At 59.3% G+C, this 14,146-nt stretch carries 18 protein-coding genes; 7 read left to right on the top strand and 11 right to left on the bottom strand.

Going from position 1 to position 14,146, the window contains the following annotated elements; translation table 11 throughout:
- Positions 1-49: 49 nt before the first annotated feature.
- The 8 genes from ACTNB1_RS01070 to ACTNB1_RS01105 form a co-directional block, all read right to left on the bottom strand.
- Positions 50-1,054: an N-acetylmuramoyl-L-alanine amidase gene (locus tag ACTNB1_RS01070; RefSeq protein ID WP_441167436.1), complete on the bottom strand. Its 1,005-nt coding sequence runs from the start codon at positions 1,052-1,054 to the stop codon at positions 50-52.
- A gap of 151 nt (positions 1,055-1,205) precedes the next feature.
- A complete protein-coding gene (locus ACTNB1_RS01075) occupies positions 1,206-1,520 on the bottom strand; it encodes a phage holin, LLH family (RefSeq protein WP_330047228.1) in 315 nt (104 codons plus the stop codon).
- Positions 1,517-1,825 (bottom strand): hypothetical protein, encoded by a 309-nt coding sequence (locus ACTNB1_RS01080; RefSeq protein WP_020989838.1) that lies wholly within the window; start codon positions 1,823-1,825, stop codon positions 1,517-1,519. Before ACTNB1_RS01080 ends, ACTNB1_RS01075 begins: the two co-directional genes overlap by 4 nt.
- A gap of 13 nt (positions 1,826-1,838) precedes the next feature.
- Entirely contained in the window at positions 1,839-2,204 is a 366-nt protein-coding gene (locus ACTNB1_RS01085) for a serine/threonine protein kinase (protein WP_195495660.1), read from the bottom strand.
- 57 nt (positions 2,205-2,261) lie between these two features.
- A complete protein-coding gene (locus tag ACTNB1_RS01090) occupies positions 2,262-2,393 on the bottom strand; it encodes a hypothetical protein (RefSeq protein ID WP_020989839.1) in 132 nt (43 codons plus the stop codon).
- A 56-nt stretch (positions 2,394-2,449) separates the two neighbouring features.
- A complete protein-coding gene (locus ACTNB1_RS01095) occupies positions 2,450-2,614 on the bottom strand; it encodes a hypothetical protein (protein ID WP_008981403.1) in 165 nt (54 codons plus the stop codon).
- Positions 2,611-2,781 (bottom strand): hypothetical protein, encoded by a 171-nt coding sequence (locus tag ACTNB1_RS01100; RefSeq protein WP_278985075.1) that lies wholly within the window; start codon positions 2,779-2,781, stop codon positions 2,611-2,613. The genes ACTNB1_RS01095 and ACTNB1_RS01100 overlap by 4 nt, the downstream gene beginning before the upstream one ends.
- On the bottom strand, positions 2,778-3,038 hold the full coding sequence (locus ACTNB1_RS01105) for a hypothetical protein (protein ID WP_441167437.1): 261 nt from the start codon (positions 3,036-3,038) through the stop codon (positions 2,778-2,780). Before ACTNB1_RS01105 ends, ACTNB1_RS01100 begins: the two co-directional genes overlap by 4 nt.
- A gap of 224 nt (positions 3,039-3,262) precedes the next feature.
- Here ACTNB1_RS01105 and ACTNB1_RS01110 point away from each other — a divergent pair, with 224 nt between their 5' ends.
- From ACTNB1_RS01110 to rbr, 3 genes are all read left to right on the top strand, one after another.
- Positions 3,263-3,646 (top strand): Fur family transcriptional regulator, encoded by a 384-nt coding sequence (locus ACTNB1_RS01110; protein WP_441167438.1) that lies wholly within the window; start codon positions 3,263-3,265, stop codon positions 3,644-3,646.
- 65 nt (positions 3,647-3,711) lie between these two features.
- Positions 3,712-4,101 (top strand): desulfoferrodoxin family protein, encoded by a 390-nt coding sequence (locus ACTNB1_RS01115; RefSeq protein WP_441167439.1) that lies wholly within the window; start codon positions 3,712-3,714, stop codon positions 4,099-4,101.
- A gap of 37 nt (positions 4,102-4,138) precedes the next feature.
- Complete coding sequence (gene rbr, locus ACTNB1_RS01120) at positions 4,139-4,672, top strand: rubrerythrin (RefSeq protein ID WP_441167440.1); 534 nt, start codon at positions 4,139-4,141, stop codon at positions 4,670-4,672.
- 54 nt (positions 4,673-4,726) lie between these two features.
- Here the strand turns inward: rbr and ACTNB1_RS01125 are convergent, their stop codons facing one another.
- Together ACTNB1_RS01125 and ACTNB1_RS01130 are read right to left on the bottom strand one after the other, a co-directional pair.
- A complete protein-coding gene (locus ACTNB1_RS01125; protein WP_441167441.1) occupies positions 4,727-5,983 on the bottom strand; it encodes a sensor histidine kinase in 1,257 nt (418 codons plus the stop codon).
- Complete coding sequence (locus ACTNB1_RS01130; RefSeq protein ID WP_441167442.1) at positions 5,980-6,657, bottom strand: response regulator transcription factor; 678 nt, start codon at positions 6,655-6,657, stop codon at positions 5,980-5,982. Before ACTNB1_RS01130 ends, ACTNB1_RS01125 begins: the two co-directional genes overlap by 4 nt.
- A gap of 195 nt (positions 6,658-6,852) precedes the next feature.
- Between ACTNB1_RS01130 and ACTNB1_RS01135 the strand changes: the two genes are divergently transcribed.
- From ACTNB1_RS01135 to ACTNB1_RS01150, 4 genes are read left to right on the top strand one after another with little or no spacing between them, the layout of a single operon-like run.
- On the top strand, positions 6,853-8,667 hold the full coding sequence (locus tag ACTNB1_RS01135) for an efflux RND transporter periplasmic adaptor subunit (RefSeq protein ID WP_441167443.1): 1,815 nt from the start codon (positions 6,853-6,855) through the stop codon (positions 8,665-8,667).
- Between the two features lie 11 nt (positions 8,668-8,678).
- Complete coding sequence (locus ACTNB1_RS01140) at positions 8,679-9,407, top strand: ABC transporter ATP-binding protein (RefSeq protein WP_441167444.1); 729 nt, start codon at positions 8,679-8,681, stop codon at positions 9,405-9,407.
- Entirely contained in the window at positions 9,404-10,585 is a 1,182-nt protein-coding gene (locus tag ACTNB1_RS01145) for an ABC transporter permease (protein WP_441167445.1), read from the top strand. Before ACTNB1_RS01140 ends, ACTNB1_RS01145 begins: the two co-directional genes overlap by 4 nt.
- A 19-nt stretch (positions 10,586-10,604) precedes the next feature.
- Positions 10,605-12,638: an S-layer homology domain-containing protein gene (locus tag ACTNB1_RS01150; RefSeq protein ID WP_441167446.1), complete on the top strand. Its 2,034-nt coding sequence runs from the start codon at positions 10,605-10,607 to the stop codon at positions 12,636-12,638.
- Positions 12,639-12,685: 47 nt separating this feature from the next.
- Here ACTNB1_RS01150 and ACTNB1_RS01155 read toward each other — a convergent pair whose 3' ends face one another.
- Complete coding sequence (locus tag ACTNB1_RS01155; protein ID WP_441167447.1) at positions 12,686-14,134, bottom strand: efflux RND transporter periplasmic adaptor subunit; 1,449 nt, start codon at positions 14,132-14,134, stop codon at positions 12,686-12,688.
- Between the last annotated feature and the right edge of the window lie 12 nt (positions 14,135-14,146).

Consider the following 14,146-nt stretch of genomic DNA (forward strand, 5'->3'; position numbering starts at 1 on the left):
AAAAGCCCGCCCGGGATCTCCGGGCGGGTTTCTGCTTTTCTATGCGGTTTTAGAGTTTCGTGACGTAGTCCAGAGAGATCCAGCCCGCGCCGCTCTTGAGCTTGCCCCACTTGGTCGCGCCGGGGCCTGCGGCTTCGGCGACGATGGTGTAGATGCCCTTGCCCTTGATCTGGCCGGCGACGCCGTAGTTGGTGCCGGGGCCCTTACGGATGTTCAGCACGTCGGCCGTCGTCCGCACGCGGTAGCTCGTGGCCGTGCCGGTGCTGCCGGTCGAGATGTCCGCAGCGTTTACCCAGCCGTAAACGGTGGAGCCGCCGCCGCTGATTGCCTTCAGGTGGTACGGGTGCGCCTTGCCGGCCGCGACGGCCGTGATGGTGGCCTTGCCGGGCTTGCAGGTCTTGGCGTCCTTGGCTGCTGCGCTGGTGTAGTGCTGCGTGCCCTTGAAGTCGACCACGTCGCCGACCTTCAGGCCGGATGTAGTGCCGCCCGAGGTCTGACTGCCTGTGCTGCCGCCTGCATCCTTGACGCCGAGGCGCTTGTTGACCTCGGCCGCGATCTGGCCGTGGCGGTTGTAGAGGTAGTCGCCCGGGCAGCTCTTATTCGCGTAGTCCCTGTGCACGGTCATGTTGCAGCCGTTCAGGTGGTTCACGCGATCGTTTTTGCTGGTCGACCAGACGAGGCGCTTGATGCCGTTGCGCTTGCAGATGTCGGTCACGAGATCCAGCAGCGCGGCGTATGCCTTCGCGGAGACGGGCCAGTCAGGCGCGCCGCCGTTGTTGGCGACTTCGATGGTGACGGCCCGCTGGTCGTTGGCGTTGGACGAGGTGCACCACGAGCGGTTTGCCTCGTCGACGTACAGGGCGATCCGGCCGTCGGTGCCGATGCCGTAGTTGCTGGACGCCTGCCTCGAGGAGCTTGCGAACAGGTTGCCGCAGGTCTCGACGGAGCAGTTGCCCGCCATGCAGTGGATCGTGATGGTGTCGATCTTCTTGGTGCGCTTGCCCGAGTGGTTCGGGCTGAGCTTGGTGTAGACCACCAGAGGGCTGTTACTCATTGTCGTCTCCTTTCCCGCCGGTCAGCTCGTCGAGAGTCTCGTCTGTGATGGTCTCGCCGGGCTTCAGCTTGATGTCGTCGGTGTTCTGGTTTTTCATGGGTTTACCTCCTTTACAAGCAAGAAAAGGGCGGGCCGGAGCCCGCCCTCTCCGTTATTCGATGGTCAGGCCCTCAGTGTTGAGCTGCTTGACGATTGCCTCGATCGCGTTGACGACGCTTTCCTCGTCGACCTTGAAGCCCTTCTGCTTCAGGAAGTCGAGGACGTACTGCTTCTTCTCCTCGCCGCGGCCCTGTCCGACGTAGAGCTGCTCAGCGGCAGCGACGCCGATCTTTACCCACGCGGTCAGCTCCTTGCGCTGTGCCTCGGTGGTCTGCTTCTTCAGCCACGGGATCAGGAAAACGCTGACGCCGGCGCCGATCAGGGCGAGGGTTGCGTTGACGATGGGTGTGATGTCGATGGTGTTCATCCCTTTGCCTCCTCATTGTTGAGAGTGTCCCCGGACGGATCCGGGAGCGGGTTGCCGTCGGCGTCGAGCCCGTGGCGGTTTCGGCTGATTTTCTCGCCGAGGCTCTTGCCGGCGTATGTGATTAGATAGCCGACGCAGGCGGTGAAGATGGTGCCGGTCAGCTCACCGACCGGGTCGCGCCCGAAGGCAGAGAGCAGCAGAGAGCTGGCTGCGCTGAGCGTCGCCACGCTGGCCGCCCAGTATGCGAGCTTTTTGCTCGCCTCGATTTTCTTTTTACGCTTGCGCCGGCGCTTCTTTGCGGCCATGCTGCTCACCTCCTTAGTCGATGATCGCGTGGATCCCCTGACTGGTGAGGAAGTCCTTCTGCGCGTGTTTGATTTTGGCAGCGTAGTCGAGGGCCGCGTGCATATCCCCGTTACAATGCGCGTCAGGGATGCGCTGCACGGCCCGGGCCGTCGCCTCGCCGAGGGCGATGGCTGCCGACGTGCCCTGAATGGTGATGATCTGGAGATCTTCACGGGCACGCTCTCGGGCCGCTGCCTCTTTCTGTCGTTTGGCCTCCTCGGCCTCCTTTTGCTTCTCGCGCTTCTGGATCCTGTGCTCGAGCATCCAGAAGCAGAAGCCGGTCACGGCCGTCGGGATCCCCATAAGGACGACGAGCGCGCCGATGTTGATTTCGATCATTGTGTCACCTCATAAAAGCCGGAGGGCCGCAGGACGCGGCCCTCCTTGTTGTTGGGCTTACTCCTCGACGTCGTCGAAGTAGCCCATGTCGACGAGATACTTGTGCACGCGGGCCTTCAGCTTCGCGGGGACGTTGTCCTCGGTGATGCGGCCCATGATGATCTCGCCTGCATACAGACGTACCAGCATTTCACGCTCCTCCTTTCCTGCAATTTTTAATAATAGCCACGCGAGGGCCCGGGCGATCATTCGCTCGCCCCTTCCTTCGCGGTGCCAGCGTTTGCGGCTGCCTCGATGGCAGCGATGGCGTCCTCGACCTGCTTGCGCAGCTTCTTCGGGACGTCGTTGATGGTCATGGTGGAGCCTTCGCGGGTCAGCTCCCTGACGTACAGCTCGACGATCTTGCTCATGCTGTTACCTCCCCTCCGTCGCCGTAGACCACGTCGGCCAGCTCCATGATGCAGCCCTTCAGCAGCTCGATGGTGTCAGCCTGCTCGGCGATGGTTTTGTCCTTCTTGGCCTCTGCGGCCTGTTCGTCGTTCAGCTTTTTGATGCTGTCGGCTCTGTGCTTAATCATGCAAAGTTACCTCCGATCGACTGGATGTAGCAGGTCTCCGTAGCAGAGCCGCGGAGCAGCTTGGCCTTGACCTTGACGCCCCATGCTGCGGCCGTCTTGGTCTGGTTGGTGAAATAGTGCTTCTGGCCGGTGCGGGCCTTCTGCGTGATGTCCTCCCACGTCGGGCTCGCGTCGTTGCCGTTGTTGCAGATCCAGACCTGAAGCGTGCAGCCGGCCGGGAAATTGCCCTGAATGTTGACGAGGGCCTTGGTCGGCATGGCGTCGGCCTCCATAGCGAGGGTCTGCTCGAACTCGACGGACGTAACGGCCTTGGTGAAGAAAAAACGCACAGCCGACTCACTTGAGTCTCTGTGCGTTTAATGATAACGGACGGCTTTTTTGCCTATTTTGAAAAAAACACTTGCGCCTAAAAGAAAAATCTGCTATTATATCAATAACAGTAATGATTACTGTTTATAAACGATTGAAAGAGAGGTGGAATATGAACGGAAAGCGCTACTCCAGACAGCGGGAGCTGATTTTTGAAGCTCTGAAGCATACCACGGAGCATCCCACGGCGGAGATGGTATATCAGTGGCTCAAGCCGGAGAATCCTAATCTGAGCCTGGGAACAGTATACCGCAATCTGAATCTGCTGGCAGACGAGGGGACGATTACCCGGATGGCCTTTCCGGTGGAGCGGTATGACTACAACACCGCTGCCCACCCCCATTTCTGCTGTGAGGTCTGCGGTGCGGTCTATGATCTGGACCTGCCCTATGACGCCGGATTGGATGAAAAGGCCCTTCTGGCCAGCGGACACGATGTGACCGGACATGAGGTTTTATTCCGCGGCACATGCGTCAAATGTAAGAATCTCCAGTAAATATTGTTATAAATACCCGGGAACGGGACAAAGATAAGAATGAATCAGAAAGGTTGGTAATCTTTATGGAATTTAAGTTGTATCGCTGCGCTCACTGTGGTAACATTGCGTTCAAGGCGGTGGATAAGGGCGTGCCCCTGTTCTGCTGCGGTCAGAAGATGGAGGAGCTGGTGCCCAACACCACCGACGGCGCTCTGGAGAAGCACGTGCCCGTGGTGGAGAAGAACGCCCACGGCAGCGGCAATTCCGTTACCGTGAAGGTGGGCAGCGTGGAGCATCCCATGCTGCCGGAGCACTACATTCCTCTGATCGCCGCTGTGACCGAGGATACCGTGGTTCTGAAGTTCCCCAAGCCCGGCGAGAAGCCGGAGCTGAAGACCTTTGTCTATGGCGACGAGAAGGTTACGGCCTATGAGCTGTGCAACCTCCATGGCTTCTGGAAGGGCGAAGGCTAATCGAATCAAATAAAAAATAGGAAGGAAGGCGTTTTATATGGAACTCAAGGGCAGCAAGACTGAAGCTAATCTGTGGAAGGCATTTGCGGGAGAGAGCATGGCCCGCAACAAGTACACCTATTTTGCCAGCAAGGCCAAGAAGGAAGGCTACGAGCAGATCGCGGCCATCTTTGAGGAGACCGCCGGCAACGAGAAGGAGCATGCCAAGCTGTGGTTCAAGGAGCTGGGCGGCATCGGTGACACCGCTGCCAACCTGAAGTCCGCCGCCGCTGGCGAGAACGAAGAGTGGACCCAGATGTACCGGGAGATGGCTGACACTGCCCGGGAAGAGGGTTTCGAGAAGCTGGCCTTCCTGTTTGAGGGCGTGCTGAAGATTGAGAAGGAGCACGAGGAGCGCTACCTGACTCTGCTGAAGAACCTGGACGAGGGCATGGTCTTCAAGCGCGGCGACGAGTATATGTGGAAGTGCCGCAACTGCGGCCACATCCACTTCGGCAAAGAGGCTCCCCAGGTGTGCCCCGTGTGCGCCCATCCCCAGGCCTACTTTGAGCTGCGGGCTGTCAACTACTAAGAAATAAAACGAAAGGCGTCTGCCTGTCTGAACGACAGGCAGACGCCTTTTTCTTTATGCGCTTCGAGGCAGGATAACGGTAAATATGGTTCCGGACTCCGAAGAACTGGATACCGAGATCTTGCCCCGGTGATGTTCTGTAATAGCCTTTGCGATAGCCAGTCCCAATCCGTAGCCGCCCTGTGCCCGATCCCGGGCGGCGTCCGCCCGGTAAAAGCGCTCGAACAGATGGGGCAGGTGCTCCGGCGGGATGGGTTCGCCGGTATTGCGGACGGTAAGCCGCAGCTTGTCCTGCTGCCTTGCCAGGGTCACCTCCACCGCGCCGCCTTCACCGGCGTATTTGACCGCGTTGTCCAGTAAAATGCGCACCAGCCGCCGCAGCTGCCCTGCATCTCCGGTAAGGGTAAGGCCTGGGTCCACCCGGGCCTCCAGCTGGACACCGGCCTCGAAGGCCACCGGCTCAAAGGGCAGCAGACAGCCCTGGATCAACTCACTCAGATCTACCTCGCTGGTACGAATCTCCTGCCTGGCCGCGTCGGATTTGGCCAGGAAGAGCAGGTCCTCCACCAGCCCCTTCATCTGCCGTGCCTCTTCCTGCGTGTATTCCAGCCACTTGGACTGGGCAGATACGGAATCCTCCGGATGGGCCAGCACAATGCCGGTGTTTGCCAGGATGACTGTGAGGGGTGTTTTCAGCTCGTGGGAGGCATCCGCAACAAACTGCCGCTGCTGCTTCCATGCCTTTTCCGCGGGCCGCAGGGCCAGACCGGAGAGAAACAGTCCCACGAAAAAGAAGGCCGTCATGGCCAGCAGCCAGATCAGCAGACAGCTCAGGATCAGGGTCCGCAGCGAAGTGCTTTCCCAGCTCTGGTCGGCAAAGGCAATCTGTATTGTGCCGTCCGGGCGCTCCTCACGAAGAAACCGCAGATGGAGCGTATTCAGCACACCCCGCTCCGTGCCGATGTCCAGAGCCAACTCAGCTGCCAATTCCGCCGTTTCCTCCGATACCTCCACCTGACCACCGTCATTGACGGAGGTGACGATGCCGTCCCCTATGGTCACTACGAAGACCGGGACCATGCTGAAGCGGCCTCCATCATCCTGATGGACCCGATCGGGGGGCGGGCTGCCGATCTCAAAGCGAGGGCTCTCTCCGTCCTGCCAGTTTAGGGCCATGCGCATAGCCGCATCGCTTTGATCACAGAGCCTGCGGGCGTTGGAGGCCACCAATAGAACGAACACTACAGTCAGTACCAGCCCGACCAGCAGCAGGTTAATGAGGATGAACTTTCGCCGCAGCTTCCGTATCATTCCGACGGCGCCTCCAGATAGTAGCCCACCTTCCGAACGGTGCCGATGGTAACAGAAGAGGACAGATAAAGCAGCTTTTTCCGAAGAAAGGAGATGTACACCTCTACATTGTTGTCCTCCGCGTCTGACTCCAGACCCCACACCCGTGAAATAATATCCTCCTTGGGAACCACAGAGTGGGAATGGCTCATCAGCAGCCGCAGCACATCAAACTCCTTAAAGCCCAGCCGCACAGACTTTTCACCCCGCCGCAGACAGCGGGTGGACAGCTCCAGCGTCAGGTCTCCCACCAGAAGCTGTTCTCCGATCACCTCGCCCTGTCGGCGGGTGAGGGCGCGCACCCGGGCCAGAAGCTCACCAATGTCAAAGGACTTGGTCATGTAATCGTCGGCGCCGTGGTCCAGACCGGCGATCTTATCGGGCATCTCATCCCGGGCGGTGAGCATCAGGATGGGGGTGGATACATGGGCGCAGCGCAGCCGTCGGGCCACCTCAAAGCCGTCCACCTTGGGGAGCATCACGTCCAGAATAATGACGTCATACTGACCGGTGAGGGCATAGTCCAGCCCGTCGGCCCCGTCATAGACCAGGTCGGCCTGATAGCGCTGTTCCTCCATGATCTGCCCCAGGGCCTCCGCCAGCCGCCGTTCGTCTTCCACGATCAAGATCCGCATAGTAAAATTCCTTTCATCACGGTTTTTTCCATGATATTCTGTCATCCTGAAATTTGTCTGAAAAAAGTATAGCGGATCCGAAAGAAAAAAGGTTTTACAGAGTGTTAACAATTTCCATGGATGCTTTTTCAGGGTAATTTCAGCTTGCGGAACTATACTGTCCCGGAAACAGGAACAGAATGGGAGGACGCATGCATGCAGCTCTTAGCAGTAAAAAAGGGAAAGGCGGACACTGAAGGAAGCCCGCCGGTATCGGCCAAACCCCGCCGGAAGCTGACCCGGAAACGGGTGATCCTTCTGGTGGGGTTGGTGATCGTGGCGGCGGCGGCCGGAGTAGGCATCAAAGTGCTGTTCTTTACCGGCGAGGAACGGACGGCCCTGACAGAGCGGACCACCTACGGCAGTCTGTCCACTACCATTGAGGGCACCGGCACTACCATGCCGGCAGACAGCGTGACTTATACCACCGCTTCAGACAGTGAGATCACCGCCGTCTATGTCTCCGCTGGAGATACCGTAGCGGAAGGCGATCTGCTCTACACCCAGGATTCCAGTGAGCTGGATGAGGAGATCGAAGGCTATCAGGATGAAATCACCGAGCTGGAGAACACTTTGTCCGACGCGCAGGACCAGCTGGCCGACCTGCAGGAGACTATGGCGGCCCTGTCGGTGACTGCTCCCTTTGCCGGTCGGGTGACTGATGTGTCAGTAGATGTGGGAGACAGCGTCAATACCGGTACCAAGCTGGCTACCCTGGTGGATGACAGCAAGATGATCCTGACTCAATATTTCAGCTATGCCTATGAGGATCAGGTCTATGTGGGTATGAAGGCGGGCATTTCGGTAGCCAGCCTGATGAATACATTCGAGGGTACCGTTACCGAAATCAAGAAGGTGGACCGGGTCACCTCCGAAGGCACCCGCTGCTTTGCCGTGACGGTGACGGTGGATAATCCCGGCGCTCTGTCCGAGGGTATGGGCGGCGCCGGCTATCTGGTGGCCGACAGCGGAGAAAAACTCTACCCTGCAGTGGAGGGTACCCTGGAGTATTACGCCAGCAAGGACATCGTGGCGGAGACCAGTGGAGAGCTGACCGCCGTCAACGTTTCTGATTATGAGTCTGTGTCTAAAGGCAAGGTGCTTTTTTCTATTGACGGCTCGGATCTGGAGAAGCAGGTGGAGTCTGTGAACAAGAGCATCACCCAGACTCAGGACAAAATCACGCAGACGCAGGAGAAGATCACCCAGGCGGAGGAGAAACGGGCGGATTACAACGTCACCGCGGAAATCTCCGGTAAGATCATTATGGTGGGCGTGCAGGAGGGAGAGAACCCCCGGCAGGCCGGTCAGACGGCGGTGACCCTCTACAACATGGACTCCATGACCATTACCGCCAACATCGACGAGCTGGATATCGACAGCATTGAAATGGGCATGGAGGTGGATATCACCCAATCCGGAGCGGAGACCGACACCCACTACACCGGCACCGTGACTGCCATCAGCTATGAGGCCACCAATACCAACGGCGTAGCTTATTTCCCCATTACCATCACCATTCCCAGTGAAGGAGCCCTTTCCGCCGGGGTGAATGTATCCTATACCATCACCGTTGGCGACGAGTCGGAAGGAGTTCTGGCCCCCATCGCCGCCCTTCAGAGTACCAGCGAGGGCACCTGCCTCTTTGTGAAGGCGGACAGCCGCCCGGACAACGCGGTGGATCTGGAGGAAGGTGTGGTACCTGATGGCTTCTACGCTGTGCCGGTGGAGACCGGTGTGTCCAACAGCCAGTACGTCCGCATCCTCTCCGGTGTGGAAGAGGACGTAGAGGTCTTTACCCGCTATCAGCAGTCCGCCCCCTCCGGCGGCGAGACTACCAGCCAGGGCGAGGATAGTCAGGAGTTTGAAGGCCGGCCTGATTTTTCTGAGGGCGGCGGCATGCCCGGCGGAAACATGGGCGGCATGGGCGGCGGTATGCCCGGTGGCATGGGCGGCGGACCCATGGGTTAAGGAGGTACCATATGAGTTTGATCCGACTGGACAATGTCTATAAAATTTACGGTGAAGGCCAGGAAAACCAGGTCAACGCCCTGGATGGAGTGACTTTGGAGATTGAACAGGGGGAGTTTGTGGCTATCATCGGCACCTCCGGCTCCGGCAAGTCCACCATGATGAACATTCTGGGCTGTCTGGATGTACCTACCGCCGGAGAATATTATCTGGACGGAACCCCCATCAGTGGCCGCAGCCGCCGGGAATTGGAGCTGATCCGCTCCCGGAAGATTGCCTTCATTTTTCAGGGATACAATTTGATTCCCTCCCTCAGCGTATGGCAGAATGTGGCCCTGCCCATGTTGTACCAGAAGGTGCCGCTGGCCCAGCGGCGGGAGCGGGCCATGGAGGCGCTGAAACGGGTGGACATCGCTGCCAAGGCGGATTGCCGGCCCAGCCAGCTCTCCGGCGGACAGCAGCAGCGGGTGGCCATCGCCCGTGCCATTGCCGCCCGCTCGCCCATCCTCATGGCCGACGAGCCCACCGGCGCACTGGACTCCAAAACCGGCGCCCAGGTGCTGGCCTTGATGCGCGAGATGAATCGGATGGGCACGACTGTCATCCTGATCACCCATGATAACGGCATCGCCGCCCAAGCCAATCGTACCGTTCGTGTCATGGACGGAAAGATCGTCCATGACAGCCTGTGGGACGGGGTGCTGGTGGACCTGCCTGTGGCCCGGGCGGTGGCGCCGTGAATGCGTTTTTGATGGCCCTGGACTCCATTCGGGAGAAAAAGGGGCGTTCCTTTCTTACCATGCTGGGTATCATCATCGGCGTGACGGCCGTGCTGGTGCTGGTGGCTCTGGTTTCAGGCTATAACGCCGATATCACCGCTTATTACGAAAAGCTGGGTGTCAATAAGGTCAACGTCAGTATTGCCTGGTACGATACCAGCCGGGCGGTAGACGTGATGGATGCTTTGTACGACTATGGCAACGGAGAATTGGGCGACATGGTGGAGGGTGTCAGCCCTGACGTATCTACCTCACTGCCCTTGAAATACCGCACCACCACCTTGGACAGCTCCACGGTATATTTCGGCAGCGACCAGTACGCCGCCTGCAACAACTATACCTTGGAGGACGGCCGAGACATCAACGCCTTTGACATTGAGCAGCGCAACATGGTGTGCGTACTGGGCTCCTACGTGGCGGACAGCCTGTTCCAGTACGCCGATCCCATCGGTGAGACAGTCTATATCGGCGGAAATCCCTTCACCGTGGTGGGCGTCTACTACCAGAAGGACGGAGGCACGGAGAGCTCCATGGATGATATGGTGGTGATCCCTTATTCCCTGGACCGTACCCTTCTGGAGACCGATTACATCACCTCTTTCACAGTGAAGGTGGATACCTCCGACCACATGGACAGTGTGATGGCCAGCCTGGAGCTTTTCCTGGCAGATACCATCTCCTCCACCGTGGGGGAGTATGAACTGGAGAACGGGAACTCCGCCATGACGGAATCCACGGAGGAGATGACCTCCATGAGTGTGGTGCTGGGTGGCATCGCTGGTATCGCTCTGTTGGTGGGCGGTATCGGTATCATGAACATCATGCTGGTGACGGTGACCGAGCGCACCCGGGAAATCGGCATCAAAAAGTCCATCGGTGCGCCCAGAGGTGAGATCGTAGGCCAGTTCCTGGTGGAGGCAGCTATCCTCAGCGGCATGGGCGGCGTCATCGGCATCCTGTTGGGCTTTGGCCTGAGCCTGGTTCTGGGTAAGGCTATGTATGATCTGATTTTGCTGCCGGGCGCGCTGGTAACGGCGGGTGCCTTTGGCTTCTCGGTGATCATCGGCATTGTGTTCGGCATTTATCCGGCAGTGAAGGCCTCCAACCTCCAGCCGGTGGACGCCCTGCGGGCGGATTGAACAGAAGGAGGAAGTACCATTGAACCGAAAAATCTGCGCCCTGCTGACGGCGGTGGGGCTTTGCATGACCCTGGTGGCTCTGCCCGCTCCGGCGGCAGCCTTTACCGATGTCAGTGGAGATACCGCCGAAGCGGTGGAGGTGCTGTACAGCCTGGGTATCGTCTCCGGCTATTCCGACGGAGCCTACCACCCCTCCGACGGCCTGACCCGTGCCCAGTTCTGTAAGCTGGCGGTGCTGGCGGAGGGCCACGGCGACCAGGTGACCGGCAGCGCCTACCGTACCCTATTTTCCGATGTGTCCGGCAGCCACTGGGCGGCCCCCTATATCAACCTGGCCTATGAGGAGGGCCTGGTCTCCGGCTACGGGGACGGTACCTTCGGTCCCGATGATCCGGTAACGGTGGGTCAGGCGGTGACGGTAGCTCTCCATCTGCTGGGCTATACCACCGAGGATGTGGGACCCTTCTGGCCGGAGGACTATATGAGCATGGGCGAGAAGCTGGGCCTGCTGGACGGGATCTCCAGCGATCCGGACCACGCACTGACCCGGGGCGAGGCGGCCCTGCTGCTCTATGGCCTGCTGTCCCAGACCGACAAGGAGAGCGGCGACTACATCGACAAGCTGTGCGCCTCCAAGGTTACCGACGCGGTGCTGCTGGATGTGGACGCTGAGGCCGATGACGGCACTGCCGGCCTGGTCCAGATCTGCACCAGCCAGGGCCTGAGCTATTACGAGCCGGCAGAGGAGCTGTCCTCCGCCCTGACAGGGGAACGAGGTACCCTGCTGCTGGACAAATCGGGAGAGGTGTGCGGTTTCCTGCCCGATGATACCGTGAGCCGTACCGTGACGATTTCCGACGTGTCGGCCACCGGCATTACCGACGCCTCCGGCAGCTTCCACAGCATTTCCAACTCGGTGAGCGTCCTGCTGGATGACACCCTTACCACCTATGGTTCCAGTTGGTATGACCTGGAGGGCAGAAACAGCGTAACCCTCTACTACAACAAAAAGGGGACCGTGGATCTGGTGACCGCCTCCCAGGCAGTGGCCTATGAAGGTGTGACTCTCAGCGGCTATTACGAGGCGGTCAGCCCCAACGCCTCAGCCCCCGATACCATCACCTTGCTGGGGATCGAGCTGCCGGTGGCCGACAGCGGCCAGAGCAGCCTGAGCCAGTTCAGCGTGGGTGACCGGATTACCGTCACCCTTGACGGCACCGGAGAGGTGATCTCCGCCGTCTCCTACAGCCAGCAGCAGGTCAGCCAGTACGGCGTACTGGGCAATGGGGAAGTGGTTCTCTCCTGTGGACTGACCGCCAAGGGCACTATCAGCAGTAGTTCCGCTCAGACCGGCGAACTGGTGAAAGTCACCTCTACCGGCGTGGGCAAGCTGTCAGTCACTCCGGCGGAGAGCGAGGTCTCACTGTCTCTGAATCTGACTAAAAACACACTGGGCAGTATCCCGCTGGCGGACAACGTAGTGATCTACGAGCGGGTGAAAGACAGTGTGGCGGTGGAGATCGACCTGGATGATATCCTGGTCAGTACCGTCTCCTCCTCCAAGATCGATTTCTATGCCACCGATACCAACGGCGAGGTAAACGTACTGCTGCTGGACGATGTCACCGGCAGTGCCTATACCTATGGTATCCTGGAAGTCGGGGAACAAAGCGGCGGCAGCGGAAGCCTGACCTATACCAACACGACCGTGGCTGTGGAGAACAGCTCTGGCACGAGCCAGAGCTATGTTACCGGCCAGACCGTCCGGGACGGCGCCGTGGGCGGCATTGCCGTCAGCGGTGAGGGGAAAGCGGTGTCGGTGGTTACCTTGACGCAGTCCAAGGATGTGGCCCGTTCCTCCTTTGATCGTGAGGAGTCCGTGGTAGTGGATGGGGTCAGAGTTCCCATCAGCGATGACGTACAGGTCTATAACACCGACAACAGCACCTGGATCACCCTCTCCCAGGCAAAGGCATATACCGATACTTTTACGATTTATTACAGCGGCACCCTGGGTACCGACGCGGTAGTGAGGGTCATCGCCACCCAATAAAAAACACCGGGACACTGTTATTTCAGTGCCCCGGTGCTTTTATTTTCTTAGGGAAGGATGACCTCGTCCTCCTGAGTCAAGCCCTGAAGAATTTCAGTATACCCGCCGCCGGAGATGCCGGTCTCCACCTCAACCTCCTCGGTCTTGCCATCTCGCAGGACCTGTACCTTACCGCCGCTCACCGCTCGTGAGGGAACCCGCAGACAGTCCTCCTTCTGCTCGGTGATGATGGCTACGTTAACGTTCATGCCGTCCCGCAGGCCGGTGGTGTCATCCAGGGAGATCTCCACGGTGTAGTCGGTGACGCCGCCGGAGGTAATTCCAGTGTCGTCGATGCGCTCCACCGTGCCGGTGTAGCTTCTGGGCTGGCCGCTGTCGTCAGTAAAGGAGATCTGAACCTGCTGACCGGGCCACACCCGGTCGATGTACTGCTCATTGATGTCGGCGTGTACGCACAGCTCCTCCGGCTGGGCCAGAACTGCCATGGGTGTACCTGCCGCTGCCATATCGCCGTTCTTTACCGAGCGGGTGAGGATCACGCCATCCGCCGGAGCCAGGATAGTGTAGTCACTCCGTTTATCTTCCAGTTGGGAAAGGGAGGTGCGGGCGGATTCCACCGACAGGGTAGCATTGGTCACCGCGTTGGTGAGACTGTCGTTTTTGATGGTCATTACCGTCTGTCCGGCGGTGACGGCGGTACCCACCTCGATGGACAGGGTCTCTACCTGTCCGGACTGGGAGGCATAGATAGACTGTTCCGTAGCGTTGGATACTGTGCCTGTGTCCATACAGGCTACGCCGCCTATGCTGGCAGAGGCGGTGTCTCCGCTGAGCACAGTGCCGGGATTCCGGAAGGAGAGCTCCACGTATACGCCGGTTCTGCCGCCGGAGATGGCGCTGGGGGTGTCATAGATCCGCTCCACTGTGCCGGTCACTGTCTCTGCCCGATTGGGGAAGGAAATGACGGCAGAGGCGCCTGCGGAGAAGCCGGCGGCGTCTTCAGTGAAAAAGGGGACAGTGAGCTTCAGGTTCTGGCTGTCCACCACCTGGGCAATGGGTGTGCCGGAGGAAACGAAATCTCCCACATGTACGTTGACGGCGGTAATGGTGCCCGAGGCGTAGGTGGTGACGGTCAGGTCAGCACAAGCGGCCTGGGCCTGGCTCAGAGAGGCCTGGGCGCTGTCCAGGGAGAGCTGCGCCTGTTCGATCTGATCCTCCAGATCGCCTGCATCGATCACATACAGCTCCTGGCCTGCGGTGACGGTATCGCCCTCCTTGATGGAGCAGGATACCACCGTGCCGCTGACCTGGGGGACGATGCTGTAATTATCCCGATAGGTGACGGTACCGGTGTCCTCCACCGTGTTCTCTACCGGTCCCACATCCGGAAAAACAGTCTCCTGCACCTGATCGTCCCCGTTGGAACATCCGGCCAGCAAGGTCAGGCTCAGCAGACAGGCCAGCGCCCTGCTGGTATATTTTTTGCGCTCACGCATCAGAACCACCTC

The organism is Flavonifractor sp. HCP28S3_F3, assembly GCF_052065355.1.
In the GTDB taxonomy this organism is placed as follows: Bacteria; Bacillota; Clostridia; order Oscillospirales; family Oscillospiraceae; genus Flavonifractor.

Coding starts and splice junctions, on each gene's coding strand:
- ACTNB1_RS01070 (WP_441167436.1), bottom strand. CDS start 1,054: ATGAGTAACAGCCCTCTGGTGGTCTACACCAAGCTCAGCCCGAACCAC.
- ACTNB1_RS01075 (WP_330047228.1), bottom strand. CDS start 1,520: ATGAACACCATCGACATCACACCCATCGTCAACGCAACCCTCGCCCTG.
- ACTNB1_RS01080 (WP_020989838.1), bottom strand. CDS start 1,825: ATGGCCGCAAAGAAGCGCCGGCGCAAGCGTAAAAAGAAAATCGAGGCG.
- ACTNB1_RS01085 (WP_195495660.1), bottom strand. CDS start 2,204: ATGATCGAAATCAACATCGGCGCGCTCGTCGTCCTTATGGGGATCCCG.
- ACTNB1_RS01090 (WP_020989839.1), bottom strand. CDS start 2,393: ATGCTGGTACGTCTGTATGCAGGCGAGATCATCATGGGCCGCATCACC.
- ACTNB1_RS01095 (WP_008981403.1), bottom strand. CDS start 2,614: ATGAGCAAGATCGTCGAGCTGTACGTCAGGGAGCTGACCCGCGAAGGC.
- ACTNB1_RS01100 (WP_278985075.1), bottom strand. CDS start 2,781: ATGATTAAGCACAGAGCCGACAGCATCAAAAAGCTGAACGACGAACAG.
- ACTNB1_RS01105 (WP_441167437.1), bottom strand. CDS start 3,038: ATGCCGACCAAGGCCCTCGTCAACATTCAGGGCAATTTCCCGGCCGGC.
- ACTNB1_RS01110 (WP_441167438.1), top strand. CDS start 3,263: ATGAACGGAAAGCGCTACTCCAGACAGCGGGAGCTGATTTTTGAAGCT.
- ACTNB1_RS01115 (WP_441167439.1), top strand. CDS start 3,712: ATGGAATTTAAGTTGTATCGCTGCGCTCACTGTGGTAACATTGCGTTC.
- rbr (WP_441167440.1), top strand. CDS start 4,139: ATGGAACTCAAGGGCAGCAAGACTGAAGCTAATCTGTGGAAGGCATTT.
- ACTNB1_RS01125 (WP_441167441.1), bottom strand. CDS start 5,983: ATGATACGGAAGCTGCGGCGAAAGTTCATCCTCATTAACCTGCTGCTG.
- ACTNB1_RS01130 (WP_441167442.1), bottom strand. CDS start 6,657: ATGCGGATCTTGATCGTGGAAGACGAACGGCGGCTGGCGGAGGCCCTG.
- ACTNB1_RS01135 (WP_441167443.1), top strand. CDS start 6,853: ATGCAGCTCTTAGCAGTAAAAAAGGGAAAGGCGGACACTGAAGGAAGC.
- ACTNB1_RS01140 (WP_441167444.1), top strand. CDS start 8,679: ATGAGTTTGATCCGACTGGACAATGTCTATAAAATTTACGGTGAAGGC.
- ACTNB1_RS01155 (WP_441167447.1), bottom strand. CDS start 14,134: ATGCGTGAGCGCAAAAAATATACCAGCAGGGCGCTGGCCTGTCTGCTG.